Here is a 17792-nt window from a genome sequence, read left to right on the forward strand (position 1 = left end):
CCTCCACAAAAAGGCTTTATTCGGTCACGCCCTAGGTTTGCCTACCCCATGAGCAAACACTTCGACGACGCCCAGTACTACCTGAAGCGAGCGAGCGAACACGCGAAGCTCGGCGTCAAAGAGACTCTCGAGCCGATCGAGGCGAAGCTCCGGGAGCTGACGGGGCGCGAAAAGGAACCCGAACCGGGCCGCGTCGAGTCGCTGATCGAGGAGGTCAAAGACGCCGAACGGAAAGCCGAGGGCGACGCGCGCGAAGCGCTCGGGAACGCTCGAGAGAAACTCGAGGAGTACCGCTCGAAGGAGTAGCCCCGCGGCCCGCTTTTGAAAGGAAGTCTTAAGTTCGATGCACGGATACCAACGGGTGCGGGTTGGTGATCTAGTCCGGTTATGATACCTCCTTCACACGGAGGAAGTCGGCAGTTCAAATCTGCCCCAACCCATTCGCTCACTTCGTTCGCGAGAACCCACAGACGACGTAGGGATGTTTATAGGTAGATCCAGTATCGGTGAACTGGATTCCATCAAGTCCCTTGTCCGGGGTCGTCGCCGTTGTGCGATTGTACTAACGGAATCTGGAATGATAGTTCTATCGGTGATCTCGCACCAGCGGGAAGCGCGGACAAGCAGAGAAGTATGTCAGTCCTTATTTTCACAACATTTGGTTGTGGTAGCTCTGGTCAGTATAGGACATCTACTTACCAGTGGTTCCAAAGTCGATTTTTGAACTTGCAAAACATTCATACCTACCGTCGGAATATTTGCAGCTATGATTCGACGTCAGTTTATCTCTGCAATATCCATCCCAAGTGTTTTTCTTCTTTCTGGATGCACAAGGTCCACCAACCAGCAGAGTCTTCCTGATGAAGGTGTCATTTGGATAGCTAACTCTACAGATACCGACCAGACAGTTGATGTACTCATCACAGATGAAGTTGATAGCACTGTATTTTCAGAACAGTACGAATTATCACCAGATGATACTGGAGGTAATAGCGAAGTGGGAGATGTCGGAAGCACGTATCATGTGGAGGTGACCACAAACGACCACGAGGAAAAATTCGAATGGGAAATGGCTCGAAACAGAAGCATACTTAACATATACATTGAAGATTCTGAGGTGCGGTTTGAGCGTGATGCACCAGAGGGGTAATTCGTTCAGTTCGCATGTGTACTTAGCAAATCTACTTCACCAATTCCTTACGAACTGGCAAACGCATCTTTGTCAAGCAGGAAGGGCGACGCCCACCTCCACTTCCGGTAGCGCAGAAATGCATCTGTCACTCACAGGCCACAGTCAGTAGCCAGTGGTCTTAGAAACCACTCCAGAAACCATGCTGACCCCTACAAACGTTATTCACAATAATTTGCTTGGTTTTTCGTGATATAATTTAACCTATCACTCTCGCGCATTCTCTAATGTGATTGAAGTTCGTAGCATGTAGGTAAGTTACCCTTCTCGTATAGATCTGCGTTAGAGCGCAAGTCAGGCACCTCGTGGAAATTGCATAAGTAAAATGGGATAGTTATACTCGCCCGACTGGAAGGCGGCAGCCACCGCCTCTCCATACTCTATGACTTGTCTGATAATCAAAGGAGGTTATTGGCAAGTCGTTTGCTCAAACTGATTAGCTAAGTTGGAGGTATCTATCCTCTTTTGATAAAAGTCAAGGCACGTTATTGTCACTGAGATACTTTGGCCTTAGAATTACTCTGTTCTAAACCGAAATATTTATGTTATCAGGGGCTGTTTGAAAGAGAGGGAACAGATGTTTCACACTCAATAGCTGCTGATGTGTGAACCCATTGACCTCTCTATTGATGTGCTCATTCGGTTCGAAATATGAGCTAAGCAATTCTCCCGATATGGTCAAGGCGTCTAATCCATAGGGTTTCACGCCTCGCTCCGCTGCGATTGGATGGTGGGGGGCCATATCTGTAGGCAATGTTGGGGAATACAACCCAAAGGTAGCCGTTGACAGATATGGTAAAACACCTCTTAGGTAGAGTCCCAAGCAAGAGCGGCTGAAGGGAGTCAGTAAGGGCCGTTTTGCAATTTTATAGAATTGTGCCATAATGTGGCATGGTAAACAGGCACAATACAATGGGTGCGATATTGTAGTATACTTGTCTGAAAATACCTATTCTCTATTCTTTAGATATCTAAACATTTTCGACTGGAAGGGACCACCCATCCTGTTTTCCTAACTTCTTTCATTGAAAGAGTACCAGTGAAACAGGTTAGATGATACTCTACCCCTTCCTGTCGAATACAATTATTGAAGACAGATGGTATTGATCAGTATTCATCTACCATTGAGGGTAATTTGAATATGGCTCCTAAAATCCATAATAATTCTGTGAGAGTTGCATTGGCTTCAGCTTGTGTGAATATGTTAATGTTCTAACTCCTCTCCTTCCAGTCGTTAGAAGACATTATTATTAGATCACTCCTTGATCCCCATCAAAAAACATGGAGGCTCGTGTCTTCCGTCTGCCTTCATCAGTTGATTGATCGTAGTGTTCTTTCAAGACATCTACAGATACATCAAATCGGCCAGACGATGCCTCATACGTCCAATCTTTTTCTTCTAAATGATAGGTGATCGATGCCCGCCGCATTGGGTGAGGTGAAATAGACGAAGGACACTTTGATGCTTTCTCGTAGTAACGGGCTTCACAGTCATCCATCTCCCGGTTGTGGGGGCACTCGTTCGTGTAGTAGCAAGGTCGTGAGATAGCGTAGATGAACGCTTGAATATTTGACGCGCTGTACCGTCCATTCGGACCTGTGAACAAGGGCTTCCGGCTGTACTCGTCTACCTTGCCACGGCGTTTCATCTCAATATAGTCTTCAATGATATCTCCGTGCTGGGGCCAGATGATTACTTCTCTCTCCCCGTTTTCCTTGTTTTTCAGCGGTGTTCCTGATTCTGGACGGTGCTTGAAACGGATAAGTCCATACCGGCCGTTCTCCCGCTGTTGGACAGGCTTGTAATCCTCAAGATCAAGTCCTCTGAGTGCCCCTCGACGGCAACCAGTGTGCCAGAACACGACAAACATAGCGTGTTTGACAGTGGCATATTCGAACTTCCCGAAATATTGTAGCAGTTTCTTCACCTCGTCAAAGTCCATCATATCGTCGCGGGAGAGATCTCCTTTAGCAAAGTCGGGGGTTTCGAGCTTAGTGTGAAGCTCTTGGTTCCCGTCGGTCGCGTCTATCCTCTTGCAGAACTTGAAGAACGTTCTAAGGGTGCTGAAGTGATTGCGAATAGTCGAATCAGCTATTCGCTGTCGAAGGTGGAATTTGTATTCAAGGAAGTGTGATCCATCAATGTCCTGTACTGATTCTATTCCTTGTTCGTCACACCAGACACAGAACTGATTGAGGTGATCCCTGTCTTTGTAGAGTGTTGATTTGGCCTTCTCGCCGGTCCGGTCTTTGATGTACAGTTCCATCAGCTCGTGCGGGTCGGTGATCGTCATTTGTTATCCGTTCTCCGCACACGGCGACACAAACGGAGCGAAGCGGAGTGCGTAGGCAGTTCAAATCTGCCCCAACCCACTACTCCTGACTTGTCGCGGTCGTAGTTCAACCCGATCGGGGTGTCCTCCGGCGTTCCGCTCGCCTCGAGAGACGACCGAAGTCGCCGTCTCAACACTCGAGCGACAGTTCGTACTCGTAGTACGTCGGACCGTAGCTGCTGAGCCAGATCGTGTAGCTCCCCGTTTTGGGGAGCCGATACTCGGAGAGAACGAACTCCTCGCCAGTGTACGTGGACTCGGCGCCGGGAGCGTAGGTTCCGTCGGCTCCGTACCTCGGTCCGTCGTACCGGCCGTCGGGATCGAACAGCATCGGACGAGGCTGTGAGGGTTCCTCGTCGCTTCGGGTCGTGATCGTCACGCAGTCTCCGCACCGTCCCTCGAACGTGTAGACGTCGTAGGCGATCGACGGGGTGTTGCGGCTGCGGACGCTGTCGTCGGTGAACTCGCCCGCGATCGTCTCGCCGCACTCGATGGGGATCGGTTCGGGCGGCCGGTCGGTTACCGGCGTTCTGTACGTGCAGTTCGTGTACAGTTCGTACTCGAAGGCCGGGTCGCGGGAGAACGCCCCCGTCGCGATGAGCCGATAGGTGCCGTCGGCGGGGAGACGCGCCGAAACGTGTGCGGCTCCCCAGTAGCCCGCTTCCGGGTCGTAGCCGATGCGTTCGTCGCCGTCGAACAGGTACAGTGCGGGATCGCCCGCGTAGTAGAACGGATCGTCGCCGATGCCCTCGTAGTCGGGGTTCGGGTAGGCCTCCGTCGCCATCGTGAAGTACACCCACTCGTCGGCGTACCCCTCGAAGCGGTACTCGTGGTAGCGAGAGTCCGGTGGCACGCCCTCGGGCGCGTCGTCGCCGGTCGGCGTCCGCGGATCGTCGTCTGTAAACTCGGCGGTCACGACCTCCTCGCACTCGAGGGCCCGAATCGCCGACTCCGTTTCGTCCTCGCCGGCAGCGCCCTCCCGGGCGTCCGTCGTCGACTGGGGTCCGTCGTCCGGGTTCGACTCGGTCGCCCCGTCGTGATCGTCGCCGCTCACCGTCGAACTCAGTGCGATCCCGCCGCCGACGAGCGGGACGGCCCCGATTCCTTTCAGTACGGTTCGCCGATCGAGTCGGTCAGTCACCCTGGAGCGACCGCCGTCAACCTGCTCAGTCATTACGAACCGCCCGTCGGCGGCCAAGGATATACGTATTGAGCGGCTAATGTCGACCGGCGAGCATCAGGCTCGCCCGATCCGATTCGCCCATCCGGGAGACGAGACCAGCGGACGAAAACGCCGTCTCGATCCTGTGTCAATCGTTCGAGCCCTCACGACTCGCTCGAGGCGTTGAACGAGTGAGAACACCGGAGACACTGGTAGAAATCGTAGTAGTCGACGGCGTCCGCTTCGTCGTCGACCGACACCGGAGAATCGTCCGAGTCGCCGTACACGCTCGTAAACTCGTATTCCTTCGGTGACGTGGTCGTCCCTCCCACGGCGAAGACGAGCCTGCTGTCGCAGTCGGGACACCTCGGGCGGTCGAACAGCATCGGAACTACCCGTGGTGTCCGTCCGGGGCCGCATAGTTTTTCGGGTGACCGGTCGCGTCGTCGGGTTTTACCCGAGTCCGTTTCGACGGGCGCGGGAGACGAACCCCTGCGGTGGACGCCGGACGAGAACCGCTACGGAATCGCTCCCGTTTCGAAGACCGCGTCCGCCAGCGAGTTCCGGTGATTGTCGTTCGGGCCGCCGGCGATCGGGAGCAGTCGCGCGTCGCGGACGTAGCGCTCGACGTCGTTCTCGCCGGCGTACCCCCGCTCGCCGTGGAGTCGAAGCGCCTCGTTCGCGACGTCGACCGCGGTTTCGGTCGCGTGTATCTTCGCCATTCGCAACTCGTGACCCGACGCTTCACCGCGGTCGAGGAGATCGGCGGCTCGCATGGTCAGAAGCCGGGCCGCGTCGACCCGCTGGGCCATCTCGGCTACCCGGTGTCGAACCGCCTGCGAGTCGGCGAGAGGCTTCCCGTCGCGTTCGCACTCGCTCGTGAACTCGAGCGTCGCCTCGAGGGCGGCCCGCGCGACGCCGACCCCGCGCGCCGGCAGGTTGACGCCGATCCCGCTCTCGCCCCGTCTGGCGTAGGCGGCGCCTTCCTCCCCGACGCGTCTGTCGTCGGGAACCCGGACCGCCGAGAGCGACACCATCGGCGACTTGACGCTCCGGGCGCCGAGCGTCTCCCAGACCGAGACGACCTCGAAGGCGTCGGCCGGGACCAGGAAGGCGCTGATGTTGTGTGGTGCGTCCGCGTCGGAGCCCGTTTTGGCGTACGTGAGAACCACGTCCGCCTCGAGGTAGTTCGTCACCCACGCTTTCGTTCCCGACAGCACCCACTCGTCGCCCTCTCGCCTCGCGGTGGTCTCCATCGCGAGCTTGTCCGTGCCCGCGTTCGCCTCGGTGAGTCCGAGCGCCCCCACTGTCTCGAAGCGCGCCATCGACGGGAGCACCGCCTCTTTCAGTCCGTCCGAGCCGAGCCGCTCGACCTCCGCTGCGACGCCGAGGTGGAGCGCGAGCGCGCTGGCGACCGGCATCATCGCCGCCGAGAGCTCCTCGGTCAGGATCGCCAGCTCGGTCAGCCCGTCGCCGCGGCCGCCGTACGCCGGCGACACGGTTAGTCCGGCGAACCCGCGGTCTCCGAGCGTCTCGAGGATCTCGCCCGGATACTGTTCGGTGCGGTCCAGTTCGGACGCGACGGGGTCGATCGACTCCCTCGCGACCGTCCGTGCCTCCTCGCGAACTTCGCGCTGCGCGTCCGTGAGAGTAAATCGCATACGGACACACTACTGCGAGCGCACGTAAAGCTGTGAGCGACGAGGGGGGTACGCTCGAGACTACCGTTATCGTTCTCGAGGCCGTACGGGTCCGATACCGACTCGGACGATGACGGCCAGCGACGACACCGCAACGGTTCGAACCGGGTGGCTACGGTTCGGTCTCGCGGTCGGGATGGCACAGACGCTGTTCGTGCTCGTGCTCGTCGTTCTCCTGCGGGTCGATCCCTCCCTTGCGGTGGGGTTCGCGATCGTTGCGAGCACCGTCGGTGGAATCGCCCTCGTGGTCTACGTTCTCTACATCCGCTAATCCGTCGCGTTCGTACCGAAACCACACACTGTTATTGTCTCGGCATCGCTACTGCAGTTGTGGACCGAAGTAGCCTCCCGTACGTCGCGCTTCACTACGTTCTCCTGCTCGTTCTCGTGTTCGGCAGCGTCGTCGCACTGGAGCGCAGCGGATTCGACGTCCCCCTGTGGCTGGGGGTGGTGATCGCCATCGTCGTCGGCCTGCTGTATCCGCGGCTGGTCCGCGAGATGGGGTTCGCACCCGAACAGTGGGAGTGACCGCCACAACCGGGGTCGTTCTCTCGCGTCTTCGAAAACGAGATCGAAGGACTACTTCCGCCGCCCGTTGATACCGGACGCCACCGCTTGCAGCTTTTCGAGCGGACTCGCCTCGCCGACGGCCGCCTGCGTGAGATAGAGGACGAAGACGACGGCGAGCGCGCCGACCTGGACGAGGAACGCCGGGAAGACCATGATGACGATGCCGAGACTGAAGAAGAGCGTCCGCATTCCGATCGTCCCCGCCCGTCCGAACGCGAAACGGTAGTTGAGCCCGTGGACGATCGCGATCGAGCCGAACAGGATCACGGTGCTCGTCACCAGCAGTCCGACCGTGATGTCCCCCTGATGGTTCACGATATCCGGATGGTAGATGAACGAGAACGGGAGGATAAACAGCGGGGTCGAGATCTTGATCGCCTCGAGACAGGTTCGCCAGAAGTTCGAGCCGGCGATACCCGTCGCGACCGCCACACAGGTGGCGATCGGCGGCGTCAACCCGGCCAGAATCGCCGCGTAGAACACGAAGAAGTGGCCCGCGAACTCGGGGAGGAAGAACTGACCGACGAGCGTCGGCGCGATCAGGAGCGCGACGACCGTGTACGCTGCGGTCGTCGGCATCCCGAGTCCGAGGATGATACAGATGATCATCGCCATGATCGCGGCGAAGAGCAACACGCCCCCCGAGAGGCTCATCAGGGTGAGCGAGATCGAGGTCGGCACGCCCGTCGCCTGCAGGATGTCGACGACGCCGTTGATCGCCGCGAGGATGATCGCGACCGGCGCGAGGACGACGACCCCCTCTCGAAGCCCGTTGAGCGTCTGCTTGAGCGTGTCGACGAACTTCCAGAACGTGAGCCGGACGTTTCCGGTGTCGTAGCCCTGCTTGAACGTCGGGATGAGGATCCCGAGTGCCGCCATGGCGACGACCGTTCGGAACGCGGAGGTCATCACCGTAAACTGGACGACCCCGAGGTAGTACACCAGAATCAACAGCGGGAGGCCGAACTTGATTCCCTCGAGTGCGAGCTCGAGCTGGGTGAGCTTCACGTCGAAGTGGTCGTCCATGTCCGGCTCCTCGATCTGCGGTGCGGCCGCGTAGTGGACCGCGATGACGATCGTGATCATGAGGATGGCCGCGGGGATCAGTCCGGCGATCAGGACGTCGACGTAGGAGACGCCCGTGATGAGCGACGCCATGACGAAGGCACCGGCACCCATCACCGGCGGCAGCACCTGTCCAGACGTCGAGGCGACGGACTCGATACCGCCCGCGGTCGCGGGCTTGACGCCGCTTTTCTTCATCATCGGGATCGTGAACGACCCGGTCATTCCGGCGTTGGCCGTCTGGCTTCCGTTGACCGAGCCGATGACGGCGCTGGCGAGGACGGCCGTCTGTGCGACCCCGGAGTCGACGTACTTCGCCGACCGGACAGCCGCCCGGAGGATCAGATCGAACGCGCCGTACGCCTTCAACATCCCCGCGTAGAGCAAGAATAGCGCGATCCACGCTGCGGTCAACTGCGTCAGGAACCCGAAGAACCCGTCGACGCTGATGACGAGGATGCGAAGCATCCGGTTCGGCGAGATGCCGGTGTGCCCGAGCGTTCCCGGAATGACCTCGCCGAAGAGACCGTACGCCATCCCGGCGAGAACGACGGCGAGAAAGGTGATACCGAACGAGCGCCACGTGAGATACAGCATGACGAGCGTGAACAGCGCCGCCATCACGAGCTCGGGGCTCGTCGCCCGGCCACCCTCGACGAGTACCGTGGTTTCGAGGGACGGGTGGGTGTCCTCGATCGCGTTGATGTAGATGTACGTGACCGTCGGAACGATGATCGCCGCGGAGACGATGTACGAGAGCGTCTCGAGCAAGTTCCCTCGAGCGAACAGTCGCTTGAGGTCAGTGAGGATGTAGTTCGTCCCACCGCCGACGCGCTCGATCGACTGGTGGAGCATATACAGGACCAGAACCCCGCCGAGGAAGCCGGCGCCGAACATCGCCCGGGACGCGCCCGTAAGGGACATGTACATGATGTACACCCAGAAGGGGATCGAAAGCAGGGCGAGAAGCGCCCAGAGCGTCATGTACTGTTTGATGTTCTCTCTGGAGAGGCGCTCACGGATCACGTCCGTGACCGGGCGGTCTGCCAGCTCCGGATCGACGCCGCCGACTATCGCGGGAGACGTATCGTCCAGGTCCTCCCCACCCCCGTCAGGGGCATCGTCGCCTGTATCAGTTCCTGTTGGCATTTTTAAAGTATTTGAGTAGTGTGTTAACGTACTCCTTCCGTTCGGAGGAGTAAGAAGCTATCCGCCGGATTAGTCGGCTTCGCCTTCGATCCAGTCGTCGTCCCAGACGTCGTGCTCCTGGAAGAACTCAGCAGCGCCCGGGTGGACCTCGAGATCCGGCATGACGGTCTCGGTCATCACCGACACGTCGCTGTAATCGAGCGTCGTCGGGTTCGAATCACGCATCGTGTCGTGGTGTTCGTGTGCGATCCGGCACATTTCGTACACTGCGTCGGGGTGAACGTCGGAGCCGAACGCCCACTGGCCCTGTAGCGCCCAGCTGGTCACTTCGTCGATACCCAGCTCCTCGGTGATGTCCTGCTGGTAGCCGTACGGTTCGTACGTTTCGATCGCAGCGCCTTCGATTCCCTCGAGGGTCTCGACGAAGTGATCGTCGACTTCGATGGCGTAGAGCTGGCCGTCGCTCCTGACGTCGACTTCCTGGCACCAGCCCGCGAGCTCGACGCGGTTGGAGCCGTACAGAACGAGGGCGTCGACGCGGCCCTCCTCGACCGCGCCGGGGATGTCGTCGGTGTTCTCGTTGTTGATGTCGTTCGCGTCCCAGATACCGTCCTCCCGCAGTACCTCTTCGGTGAGCAGACGGGTACCGAATCCGGGTTCGATCGGGTAGATGGTGTACCCACCCTCCCGGAGGTCCTCCGTCGACTCGATGTCCGAGCCCTCCATCGCGACCCAGTGCATCTCGAGGCTGTCGAAGAGGTACCCCTGCATCGGCAGGTTCTCGACGGGGTCCTCGTCGAACGGGTCCTCGTCGTTCATCGCCTTTGACAGCGAGTTGTTGTCGACACCGATGGTGCTGAAGTCTCCCGTGTCGAACTCGTACAGGTTCGCCGTCCACCCCTCCGTCTCCTGGACGTCGATCGTTAGCGTGTCACTGTGCTCGGAGGCGGCGAGAGCGGTCGCCTGGCCCGCCGCCTGCGTTGCACTGCCGCTCGATGTTCCGGCGATCGCGATACTGTGTCCGTCACCGTCACCCCCGAGATCGCCGAGGTCGTCGAGACAACCTGCGAGTCCGAGGGCCCCCACGGCTCCAGCACTTTTGAGCACCGTTCGTCGTGTGTTACCGCCTTCCCTTGTCATACATTCTCGTACTTGTAACAAGGGAAGTTAAGCTTTTCTGAGAATCCCATCATAAATCGATGCATATTGTTGGCGTTACACGTTCCAAAACCGACCGTACACGCCATAGATTTCGGTTATTTGAGGAGACTTGCCCAGATTCACTACTCGTGTAAATATGTGCGTGTTCAGGAAAATTGAGTTATTTACGCGAATCTAAGTTCCTAATTACATTATCACGTATAGAATAAATGGGTCGGCGAGTGGTCCACTCACACCCGTCGATAGATGACGATCAACAGGACGAGAGCGACGAACGTACTGACGCCGAGCATACTCCAGGCGGCGTCGTACCCGGACACGTCGACGAGAAAACCGAACGCCGGCGGTGCGACCAGCGCGCCGAAGTTCAACGTCAACTGCCCGCCGGCGGTCGCACTCCCCATCTCCTCGGTTGCCACGAGCGAGCCGATACACGAGTAGTAGATTCCCGTGAACCCGAGGACGAAAAAACCGAGGACGCTGAACAGGACGAGCGAGACGAGCGGCGTCTCGACGAGCGTCAGCACCAGAAACAGCACGAACGAGGCGGCCGTCTGCAAGAGCAGTATCCGAAGCGTCGAGACGGTTAACGGCGCGTTGAGAGTGTCAGCCAGCCAGCCGAAGGCGACACGGCCGGCGCTTCCGAAGACCTGTGCCGCCGCGAGCGTGACCCCGGCGAAGACGACGCTCGCGCCGACCGCCTCGTCGACGAACAGGATCGTGTAGCCGATCGTCGTGAACAGGCCGGCACCCAAAAAGAACCCGGCGGCGGTGAGCAGCGTGTACTCCGGCGTTTCGAAGTGAGAGCGAATGCCGAGGCGGGTGCCGTCGCGGTCGCCGCCGCCCGATCGGTACAGCACGTGGAAGACCCCGCTGACCACGACGGCGAGAACGGCCGTGAGAACGAACCCGACCTCCCAGCCGTACCGGGTCGCGCCGAACCACGGGATGAGAACCGCGCTGATTCCGCTTCCGGCGGTCACGCCCACCTGCTTGATCCCCATCGACGTGTTGAGCCGATCCTGCGGGATCGCGTTGAACACCGCCTTGTTGGTTCCCGGGATCGCGGTCGCGTAGAAGGCGCCGACGACGAACACCGCGACGAGCAGCGTCGGGTACGTCGGAGCGACCGTGACAGCAACCACGCCGACCGCGAGGCCGAGCAACCCGACGAGCAACGCTCGCCCCTCGCCGTACGTGTCGATGATCGCGCCGACCGGGATGAGAAACAGCGTGTACCCGAGCGTCAGCGCCGTCAGCATCACGCCGACGAGCGTCGCCGAGACGTTGAACTCCGCCCGGACGAACGGCGTCACCGCGTAGATCGTGTAAAAGCAGATGCTCGCGGTGACCTGCCAGAACAGGATGAGCGCGGTGTTCGCCCGCCAGTCTCGAGTCCGCGCCGCCGTCTCAACGGCCCCGCTCATCGCCGGATCAGCGACCCCACTCGACGTGCCAGTCGAACGCCGTCTCGAGGTCGTGGGGCGTGTGACCGCCGCCCCGCCCGGCGCGCTCGCGGTAGGCCTCGAGGTCCGCGCGAAACGACGGGTGGGCGACCTCGGTCAGCGTTTCGGCCCGCTCTCGCGGGGACAGACCGCGGAGGTCCGCGACGCCGTGTTCGGTCACCACGACGGAGACGTCGTGTTCTGAGTGGTCGACGTGGGGCGTCATCGGGACGATCCGCGAGATGTCGCCGCCCGCGGCCGTCGACGGCAGCGCCACGATCGAGAGCCGACAGTTGCGGACGAAGTCGCCGCCGCCGCCGATGCCGTTGACCATCCGCGTGCCGCCGACGTGGGTCGCGTTCGCGTTTCCGTAGAGGTCGACCTCGACGGCGCTGTTGACGCCGACGACGCCGAAGCGCTCGATCAGCGCCGGGTTGTTCGAGAGGTCGGCCGGTCGCAACACGACGTCGTCGACGTAGCGGTCGATCTCCGCGAAGAACCGCTGCTGGCCGTCCCGCGAGAGCGCCAGCGACGTCGCGCTCGCGCCGGCGAGTTCCCCCGAGTCGAGCATGTCGAGGAGCCCGTCCTGGAACACCTCCCCGAAGTAGATCACCTCGCGGTCGCCGAAGTCGATGTCCGAGAGCGCGCCCATCAGCGCGTTCCCCATGCTCCCGACGCCGAACTGGAGCGACACCGTCTCCTCGAGCAGCGGGTTCGTCGTCGCCTCCGCGGCGAGGAACTCGCCGAGGTGCTCTCCGATCGTGCGGTCGACGTCCGTCGGGTCGCGGAACGTGTACGGATCGTCCGGCGCCTCCGTTTCGACGACCGCGTGGAGGTCGTCCGGGTCGAACGCGACCCGGCTCTCGCCGATCCGTTCGATCGGCGCGTCGATCGGGATCGCCTCCCGAGCCGGCGGGGCGGCCCGCTCGTAGACGTCGTGAACCGCCGTCAGCTCGAGCGGCTGGGCGCGGTTCACCTCGAGGATCAGCCGGTCGGCCGCCCGAACCAGCGACGGGACGTGGCCGATCGACGTCGACGGGACGAACCAGCCCTCGCCGACCGCGACGGCCTCGACGATCGCGACGTCGACCTCGAGCCCCTGACCGAAGCGCAGTTCGTCGCCGAACTGGGAGACGTGGCGGTCGAAGAACTCTACTTCGCCGCCGTTGATCGCACTCCGGACCGCAGAGCGGGTCTGGAAGTGCGCCCGCCGGTCCATCGCCCCGGACTCGACGAGGGTCTCGTCGATCTCGCCGCCGACCCCGCCCGCGCTGACGATCGTCAGCGACGCCCGCTCGGCGAGTTCGGGGGGGACGGCCTTCGGGTAGCCGACGCCGCCGAACCCGCTGACCGCGACGGTGTCGCCGTCGGAGACGACGGCGGCCGCAACCGGCGCGTCCGCGAGCGGAAGCTCGCCGACGAGCCGGTCGTCTGCGGGGTCGCTCATTGGTCGTCGGGCTGGGTGCCGATCCCCTCGGGCCATCCCGGCGGCTGTTCGGCGGAGGGCTCCGCGTGCTCCCGTTTGAGCACCATCGGCGTCCGCTCGAGCGAGAGCACCTTCGTGCCGTCCTGGTTGTACGCCCGCAGCTCGGTGGTGACGATGCCGACGTGCGACCGGGAGTCGCTCTCGCGGGTCTCGAGTACCTCGCTCTCGGCGAAGATCGTATCGCCGTGGTAGACCGGCGCGTGGTGGCGGATCTTGTCGTAGCCGAGGTTCGCCGTGGCGTTTACCGAGACGTCGATCACGCTCATCCCGACGGCCAGCGCGATGACGAACGTGCCGTCGACGAGGCGCTCGCCGAACTCGGTGTTCGCGGCGTACTCCTCGTTGAAGTGCATCGGATTGAGGTTCATCGTCACGTTCGTCATCCAGACGTTGTCCGTCTCGGTGACGGTGCGGCCGAACGGGTGCTTGTAGACGTCGCCGACGGCGAAGTCCTCGAAGTAACGCCCGTGCCAGCCGGCGACGACGCGCGTCTCGTCGGCCTGTTCGGAAGTCGGTTCGTCGATCGTGTCGTCCGTATCGTCAGTCATTGTGGGTTCGTGTTGGGTCGTTTACAGTCGGTTCGTCGGCGTTCACAGCGCCGCCTCGAGGGAGCCGTCCGGCCCCCGTCAGTACGACCGCGGTAGTCCGAGGACGGTCTCGCCGAGGTAGTTGAGCGCGAGCTGCTGGGAGATCGGCACGATCCGGGTGAGCCTGGCCTCCCGGAAGTAGCGCTCGACGTCGTACTCGCGGGCGACGCCGAACCCGCCGTGGGTCTGGACGGCGGCGTCCGCCGCGGCGAAGGCGGCCTCCGCGGCGAGGTACTTCGCGACGTTCGCGCGGGCGCCCGCGTCCTTCCGGTCGGCGTCGTCGAGCTCCTCGGCGCCGGCGTACACCAGCTGCTTGGCCGCGAGCACCTGCGCGTAGGCGTCGGCGATCGGGTGCTGGATCCCCTGGTTCGCCCCGATCGGCTGGCCGAACACCTCCCGTTCGTTCGCGTACTCGATCCCGCGCTCTAAGGCCGCCTCCCCGAGACCGACGCACTCGGCGGCGATCACGAGTCGCTCCTCGTTGAGCCCGTCGAGCACCTGGTAGAATCCCTCGCCCTCCTCGCCGATGAGTGCCTCCTCAGGCAGTCGCAGGTCCGAGAACCACATCTCGTAGGAGTGGACGAAGCCGCTGACCGTCTTGGGGATCTGGCGGATCTCGAGGGCGTCCTGGTCGTAGGCCTCCTCCAGGTCGACCAGGAACATCGAGATGCCGCGCGTTCGCTTGTCGGCCTCCTCGAGCGGGGTCGTCCGGGCCATCAGGACGAGGTAGTCGCTGGCGTCGACGCGGGAGATCCAGATCTTCTGGCCGTTGACGACGTACTCGTCGCCGTCCTTTTCGGCCGTCGTCTCCATCGCCGTCGAGTTCGAGCCGGCGTTCGGCTCGGTGAGGCCGAACGCCTGGATCGCCACCTCCCCGCGGGCGACGCGGGGCAGCAGCTCCGACTTCTGTTCCTCGCTTGCGTACTTCACGAGCGGCACGCTGTTGTAGATACCGCCGTGGATCGCCTGGGCGGCGCTGAAGCCGCCGCCGCTCGCGGCGATCTCCTCCATCATCACGACGACCTCCGGCGTCCCCATCCCCGCGCCGCCGTACTCCTCGGGGATCAGTATGCCGAGCCAGCCGTGCTCGCCGAGCTGGTCGACGAACTCCGATGGGTACTCCTCCTCGCGGTCCTTCTCACGCCAGTACTCGGCGTCGAAATCCGAACACACGTCGCGAATACTGCTGCGAACGAGCTGTTGTTCATCTGAGAGAGATATGCTGTCTCGCCAGGCGTGTGCCATCGTATACCTATGGCGAACTCACACACATAAGTCTGCAGAAGCCGGAAGGCCGGTTCACGACCGCTGACACTCGAGCGGCCGGAAAACCGCTACTCCGCGCGATCGAGCGCGTCGAACAGCGGCGCCGTCGAGTCGCCCGATCCGAGCCCGTCGACCGCCTCGACGATCGCGTCCGCAGCCTCGCCGTCGACGCCGGAGGTACCCGCGAGTTCGCGGAACTTCTCTCGAACCTCGGCCCACGACATCGGCTTCTCCGGCTCCCCGCGGGCGTACTCGACGAACCGCTCGTGGCGCCCGTCGGCGTCGACGCTGACGCGAGCCGTCCACCGCTGCGGGAACTCGTCGTTCGTCTCGTCGGTCGAGACGACCTCGACGCGGTCCATCAGCTCGCACAGCGCCGGCTCGTCGAGATTCTCCTGTGCCTCGAGGAAGGCGGCGAGCCCCGCCTCGCCGCGCGCGAGTGCGAGTGCGGCCGCGAACGGCGCGGAGAACTGGCAGTCGACGAAGTTCGACGGGCGCCGCTTCGCCTCGATCGGTTCGCCCGTCAGCCGAACGCCGGGGGCGGGGAGGTCGACCGTCACGGACTCCACCGCCTCGAGGTCGACCTCGCCTCGAAGGTCGAGCATCGCGTCGATCGCGGCGTGCATGTACCGACAGCAAGGGTACGGTTTGAGCGCGGTCTCGAGCACCGCCGCTCCGGGCTCGATCGACGCGAGAACCTCGGGGTGCGCCGTCTCGGTGTAGCCGTGGAGGAAGCCGTACGCCCCCTCGATCGGCTCGGCGGCGCCCCGGAACCCCGCGTCGACCAGTTCGGCCGCGAGCACCGCCCGCTGTGCGGCCAGACCGGGGTGGAGGCGCTTGTTCCAGGCGCCGTTCTCGAGGAACTGCAGCGAGCCGGCGGCCTGGCTGCCGTTGACGCCGAAGGCGGCCTCGAACGCCGTCGCGTCGAAGCCCCGGAGGCGGCCGACGGCGGCCGTCGCGCCGAAGGTTCCGCAGGTCGCGGTGAGGTGAAAGCCGCGGGCGTAGTGGGCGTCCGGGTCGACGGCGCGGCCGAGCGCGCAGGTGACGTCGTACCCCAGCGAGATCGCCGCGAACAGCTCCTCGCCGGTCGTCCCTCGCTCGCGAGCCACCGGGAGCGCGGCGGCGATGACGGGCGCGCCGGGGTGAAGCGACGACTCCCGGTGGGTGTCGTCGAAGTCCAGACTGTGGGCGAACGTTCCGCCGAGCAGCGCCGCGCGGTCGGCTGCGAGCGCCCCGCCGGTCGGAACTCGCGGGGCGTCGGCGCCTCCGAGCGCCTCGACGGCCTCGAGGACGCTGGCAGCGGAGCGGGCGTGAGCGCGGCCGCCGGCGACGAGTCCGATCCAGTCGAGGAGGTGACGCTCGATCCGTTCGGCGGTCTCCCTGTCGGGTGCGGGCGCGTCGGCGCAGTACGCCGCGAGCGGTTCGACCATCAGAACGCCCCCCGCGACCAGCCGCCGTCGACCGGGAGGGTCGTCCCTGTAACGTAGCTCGCCTCCGGCGATGCGAGGAACGCGACCGCGCTGGCGAACTCCTCGGGCGTTCCGAGGTCGTCGACCGCGAGTTCGTCCGCCCGGCGCTTCCGGGCCTCGTCGACCGTGATCCCCTCGCGCTCGGCGAGCAGCTCGATCTTGTGCTCGAGGCGCTCCGTGACGATCCCGCGCGGACAGACGCAGTTGACCCGGACCTCCGGTCCGTACTCCCGCGAGAGGGACTTCGAGAGCGCGTAGAGTCCCGGCCGGAGCAAGCTCTGGAAGACGTCGCCGGGAAGCGGCTCGCGAGCGGTGGCCGAGACGACGTTGACGACGGCGCCGCCGCCGTCGGCCAGCGCCGGTAGCGCGGTCCGTAGCGTGACGAACGTTCCCCGGATCACGCCCGCGTAGGCGTCGTCGAGCTCGTCGACGGTCGTCTCCTCGATCGACTGCACCGGCGGTCCGCCGTGGTTCGTCACCAGCACGTCGAGTCCCCCGAGGTCGTCGATCGCTCCGGAGACGGCCTCGCGGATCTCGTCAGGGGCGGTGAGATCTCCGGTCGCCACGAGGACGCAGTCCTCGTCGGCGCCGGTCTCCGCGACGATCCACTCTCGTGCGACCTCGAGATTCTCCCGGGACCGAGAGACGATTGCGACGCGAGCGCCCCGCTCGACCAGCTCTCGGGCCGTCTCCCGGCCCAGCCCCTTGCTCGCCGCGGTGACGAGCGCACGGGAGCCGTCGAAGTCGGCGTCCCCGTTCATGCTGGAGCCACGATCACCGGGCGTTCGCTGTCGAGAATGACCGCCTGCGTGACGCTGCCGAACAGCACCTTGCCGACGGGCGAGCGACGACGGGCGCTGAGGCTGATCGCGTTGACGTCGAACTCGTCGGCGAGCTCGAGGATCGCGGACGCGGGGTCGCCGGTCACGTCGTGGGCCTCGACCTCGACGCCCGACTCACGGAGCGAATTCACCACGCGTGAAACGGTGTCCGGAAGCCCCTGGAGGTCCTTCAGGGAGCGGTTGATCTCGTCGATGTACGCGGGACCGGCTTCGTCGCCGGGGGCGTCGATCTCCTCGTAGACGTACAGTACGTCGACCCGCAGTTCGTCCGTCGCGCTCGGGAGGTCGAGCAGAGTGTCGATCTGTGCCTGGGCTCTTTCCTCGTCCGTGTCCACCGGCGCCAACACGCGGTACATGTCCGGTACCTT

Annotated in this window: 17 protein-coding genes and 1 tRNA gene; 5 read left to right on the top strand and 13 right to left on the bottom strand. The window is 62.8% G+C overall.

The annotated features are described in order from the left end of the window. Nucleotides 1–48 precede the first annotated feature (48 nt). The 3 genes from NMQ11_RS08520 (at nucleotide 49) to NMQ11_RS08530 (ending at nucleotide 1150) form a co-directional block, all read left to right on the top strand. The gene (locus NMQ11_RS08520; protein ID WP_255167194.1) at nucleotides 49–306 is read left to right on the top strand and encodes a DUF7553 family protein; all 258 of its coding nucleotides are present in this window, start codon (nucleotides 49–51) and stop codon (nucleotides 304–306) included. A gap of 59 nt (nucleotides 307–365) precedes the next feature. Further along, a tRNA-Val gene (locus tag NMQ11_RS08525) sits at nucleotides 366–440 on the top strand. 326 nt (nucleotides 441–766) lie between these two features. Beyond that, nucleotides 767–1150: an Ig-like domain-containing protein gene (locus NMQ11_RS08530; protein ID WP_255167196.1), complete on the top strand. Its 384-nt coding sequence runs from the start codon at nucleotides 767–769 to the stop codon at nucleotides 1148–1150. Nucleotides 1151–2439: 1289 nt separating this feature from the next. Here the strand turns inward: NMQ11_RS08530 and NMQ11_RS08535 are convergent. From NMQ11_RS08535 to NMQ11_RS08550, 4 genes are all read right to left on the bottom strand, one after another. After that, nucleotides 2440–3483 carry a tyrosine-type recombinase/integrase gene (locus NMQ11_RS08535; RefSeq protein ID WP_255167198.1) on the bottom strand — a complete coding sequence of 348 codons (1044 nt, stop codon included), beginning with the start codon at nucleotides 3481–3483 and terminating at the stop codon, nucleotides 2440–2442. Between the two features lie 169 nt (nucleotides 3484–3652). Beyond that, complete coding sequence (locus NMQ11_RS08540) at nucleotides 3653–4696, bottom strand: hypothetical protein (protein WP_255167200.1); 1044 nt, start codon at nucleotides 4694–4696, stop codon at nucleotides 3653–3655. Nucleotides 4697–4848: 152 nt separating this feature from the next. Next, nucleotides 4849–5070, bottom strand: a complete 222-nt coding sequence (locus NMQ11_RS08545) for a hypothetical protein (RefSeq protein ID WP_255167201.1) — start codon at nucleotides 5068–5070, stop codon at nucleotides 4849–4851. Nucleotides 5071–5202: 132 nt separating this feature from the next. After that, the gene (locus NMQ11_RS08550; RefSeq protein ID WP_255167202.1) at nucleotides 5203–6345 is read right to left on the bottom strand and encodes an acyl-CoA dehydrogenase family protein; all 1143 of its coding nucleotides are present in this window, start codon (nucleotides 6343–6345) and stop codon (nucleotides 5203–5205) included. A gap of 109 nt (nucleotides 6346–6454) precedes the next feature. On the opposite strand from NMQ11_RS08550, the gene NMQ11_RS08555 reads away from it, so the two are divergent. After that, entirely contained in the window at nucleotides 6455–6655 is a 201-nt protein-coding gene (locus tag NMQ11_RS08555) for a hypothetical protein (RefSeq protein ID WP_255167203.1), read from the top strand. A gap of 59 nt (nucleotides 6656–6714) precedes the next feature. Continuing rightward, nucleotides 6715–6912 (top strand): hypothetical protein, encoded by a 198-nt coding sequence (locus NMQ11_RS08560; protein WP_255167204.1) that lies wholly within the window; start codon nucleotides 6715–6717, stop codon nucleotides 6910–6912. Between the two features lie 51 nt (nucleotides 6913–6963). Here the strand turns inward: NMQ11_RS08560 and NMQ11_RS08565 are convergent, their stop codons facing one another. The 9 genes from NMQ11_RS08565 to NMQ11_RS08605 all read right to left on the bottom strand — a co-directional run bounded on the left by NMQ11_RS08565 (nucleotide 6964) and on the right by NMQ11_RS08605 (nucleotide 17780). Further along, nucleotides 6964–9003 carry a TRAP transporter permease gene (locus NMQ11_RS08565; RefSeq protein ID WP_425607708.1) on the bottom strand — a complete coding sequence of 680 codons (2040 nt, stop codon included), beginning with the start codon at nucleotides 9001–9003 and terminating at the stop codon, nucleotides 6964–6966. Nucleotides 9004–9237: 234 nt separating this feature from the next. Then, entirely contained in the window at nucleotides 9238–10308 is a 1071-nt protein-coding gene (locus tag NMQ11_RS08570; protein WP_255167206.1) for a TAXI family TRAP transporter solute-binding subunit, read from the bottom strand. Nucleotides 10309–10559: 251 nt separating this feature from the next. Continuing rightward, nucleotides 10560–11756, bottom strand: coding sequence for an MFS transporter (locus NMQ11_RS08575; RefSeq protein WP_255167208.1), 1197 nt, complete (start codon nucleotides 11754–11756; stop codon nucleotides 10560–10562). A 7-nt stretch (nucleotides 11757–11763) separates the two neighbouring features. Next, complete coding sequence (gene scpC / locus NMQ11_RS08580; RefSeq protein WP_425607685.1) at nucleotides 11764–13257, bottom strand: succinyl-CoA:acetate CoA-transferase ScpC; 1494 nt, start codon at nucleotides 13255–13257, stop codon at nucleotides 11764–11766. Then, nucleotides 13218–13808, bottom strand: coding sequence for a MaoC family dehydratase (locus tag NMQ11_RS08585; RefSeq protein WP_255167213.1), 591 nt, complete (start codon nucleotides 13806–13808; stop codon nucleotides 13218–13220). The genes scpC and NMQ11_RS08585 overlap by 40 nt, the downstream gene beginning before the upstream one ends. A gap of 78 nt (nucleotides 13809–13886) precedes the next feature. After that, nucleotides 13887–15092: an acyl-CoA dehydrogenase family protein gene (locus NMQ11_RS08590; RefSeq protein WP_255167216.1), complete on the bottom strand. Its 1206-nt coding sequence runs from the start codon at nucleotides 15090–15092 to the stop codon at nucleotides 13887–13889. Between the two features lie 89 nt (nucleotides 15093–15181). Then, a complete protein-coding gene (locus tag NMQ11_RS08595) occupies nucleotides 15182–16543 on the bottom strand; it encodes an MmgE/PrpD family protein (protein WP_255167218.1) in 1362 nt (453 codons plus the stop codon). Then, nucleotides 16543–17343 carry an SDR family oxidoreductase gene (locus NMQ11_RS08600; RefSeq protein ID WP_255167220.1) on the bottom strand — a complete coding sequence of 267 codons (801 nt, stop codon included), beginning with the start codon at nucleotides 17341–17343 and terminating at the stop codon, nucleotides 16543–16545. Before NMQ11_RS08600 ends, NMQ11_RS08595 begins: the two co-directional genes overlap by 1 nt. Continuing rightward, a complete protein-coding gene (locus NMQ11_RS08605; protein WP_255167222.1) occupies nucleotides 17340–17780 on the bottom strand; it encodes a universal stress protein in 441 nt (146 codons plus the stop codon). The genes NMQ11_RS08600 and NMQ11_RS08605 overlap by 4 nt, the downstream gene beginning before the upstream one ends. Between the last annotated feature and the right edge of the window lie 12 nt (nucleotides 17781–17792).

Source organism: Natrononativus amylolyticus (assembly GCF_024362525.1).
Taxonomy (GTDB): Archaea; Halobacteriota; Halobacteria; order Halobacteriales; family Natrialbaceae; genus Natrononativus; species Natrononativus amylolyticus.

Coding starts and splice junctions, on each gene's coding strand:
- NMQ11_RS08555 (WP_255167203.1), top strand. CDS start 6,455: ATGACGGCCAGCGACGACACCGCAACGGTTCGAACCGGGTGGCTACGG.
- NMQ11_RS08550 (WP_255167202.1), bottom strand. CDS start 6,345: ATGCGATTTACTCTCACGGACGCGCAGCGCGAAGTTCGCGAGGAGGCA.
- NMQ11_RS08570 (WP_255167206.1), bottom strand. CDS start 10,308: ATGACAAGGGAAGGCGGTAACACACGACGAACGGTGCTCAAAAGTGCT.
- NMQ11_RS08590 (WP_255167216.1), bottom strand. CDS start 15,092: ATGGCACACGCCTGGCGAGACAGCATATCTCTCTCAGATGAACAACAG.
- NMQ11_RS08530 (WP_255167196.1), top strand. CDS start 767: ATGATTCGACGTCAGTTTATCTCTGCAATATCCATCCCAAGTGTTTTT.
- scpC (WP_425607685.1), bottom strand. CDS start 13,257: ATGGCCCGAGGGGATCGGCACCCAGCCCGACGACCAATGAGCGACCCC.
- NMQ11_RS08540 (WP_255167200.1), bottom strand. CDS start 4,696: ATGACTGAGCAGGTTGACGGCGGTCGCTCCAGGGTGACTGACCGACTC.
- NMQ11_RS08545 (WP_255167201.1), bottom strand. CDS start 5,070: ATGCTGTTCGACCGCCCGAGGTGTCCCGACTGCGACAGCAGGCTCGTC.
- NMQ11_RS08520 (WP_255167194.1), top strand. CDS start 49: ATGAGCAAACACTTCGACGACGCCCAGTACTACCTGAAGCGAGCGAGC.
- NMQ11_RS08600 (WP_255167220.1), bottom strand. CDS start 17,343: ATGAACGGGGACGCCGACTTCGACGGCTCCCGTGCGCTCGTCACCGCG.
- NMQ11_RS08605 (WP_255167222.1), bottom strand. CDS start 17,780: ATGTACCGCGTGTTGGCGCCGGTGGACACGGACGAGGAAAGAGCCCAG.
- NMQ11_RS08595 (WP_255167218.1), bottom strand. CDS start 16,543: ATGGTCGAACCGCTCGCGGCGTACTGCGCCGACGCGCCCGCACCCGAC.
- NMQ11_RS08565 (WP_425607708.1), bottom strand. CDS start 9,003: ATGACGCTCTGGGCGCTTCTCGCCCTGCTTTCGATCCCCTTCTGGGTG.
- NMQ11_RS08535 (WP_255167198.1), bottom strand. CDS start 3,483: ATGACGATCACCGACCCGCACGAGCTGATGGAACTGTACATCAAAGAC.
- NMQ11_RS08575 (WP_255167208.1), bottom strand. CDS start 11,756: ATGAGCGGGGCCGTTGAGACGGCGGCGCGGACTCGAGACTGGCGGGCG.
- NMQ11_RS08585 (WP_255167213.1), bottom strand. CDS start 13,808: ATGACTGACGATACGGACGACACGATCGACGAACCGACTTCCGAACAG.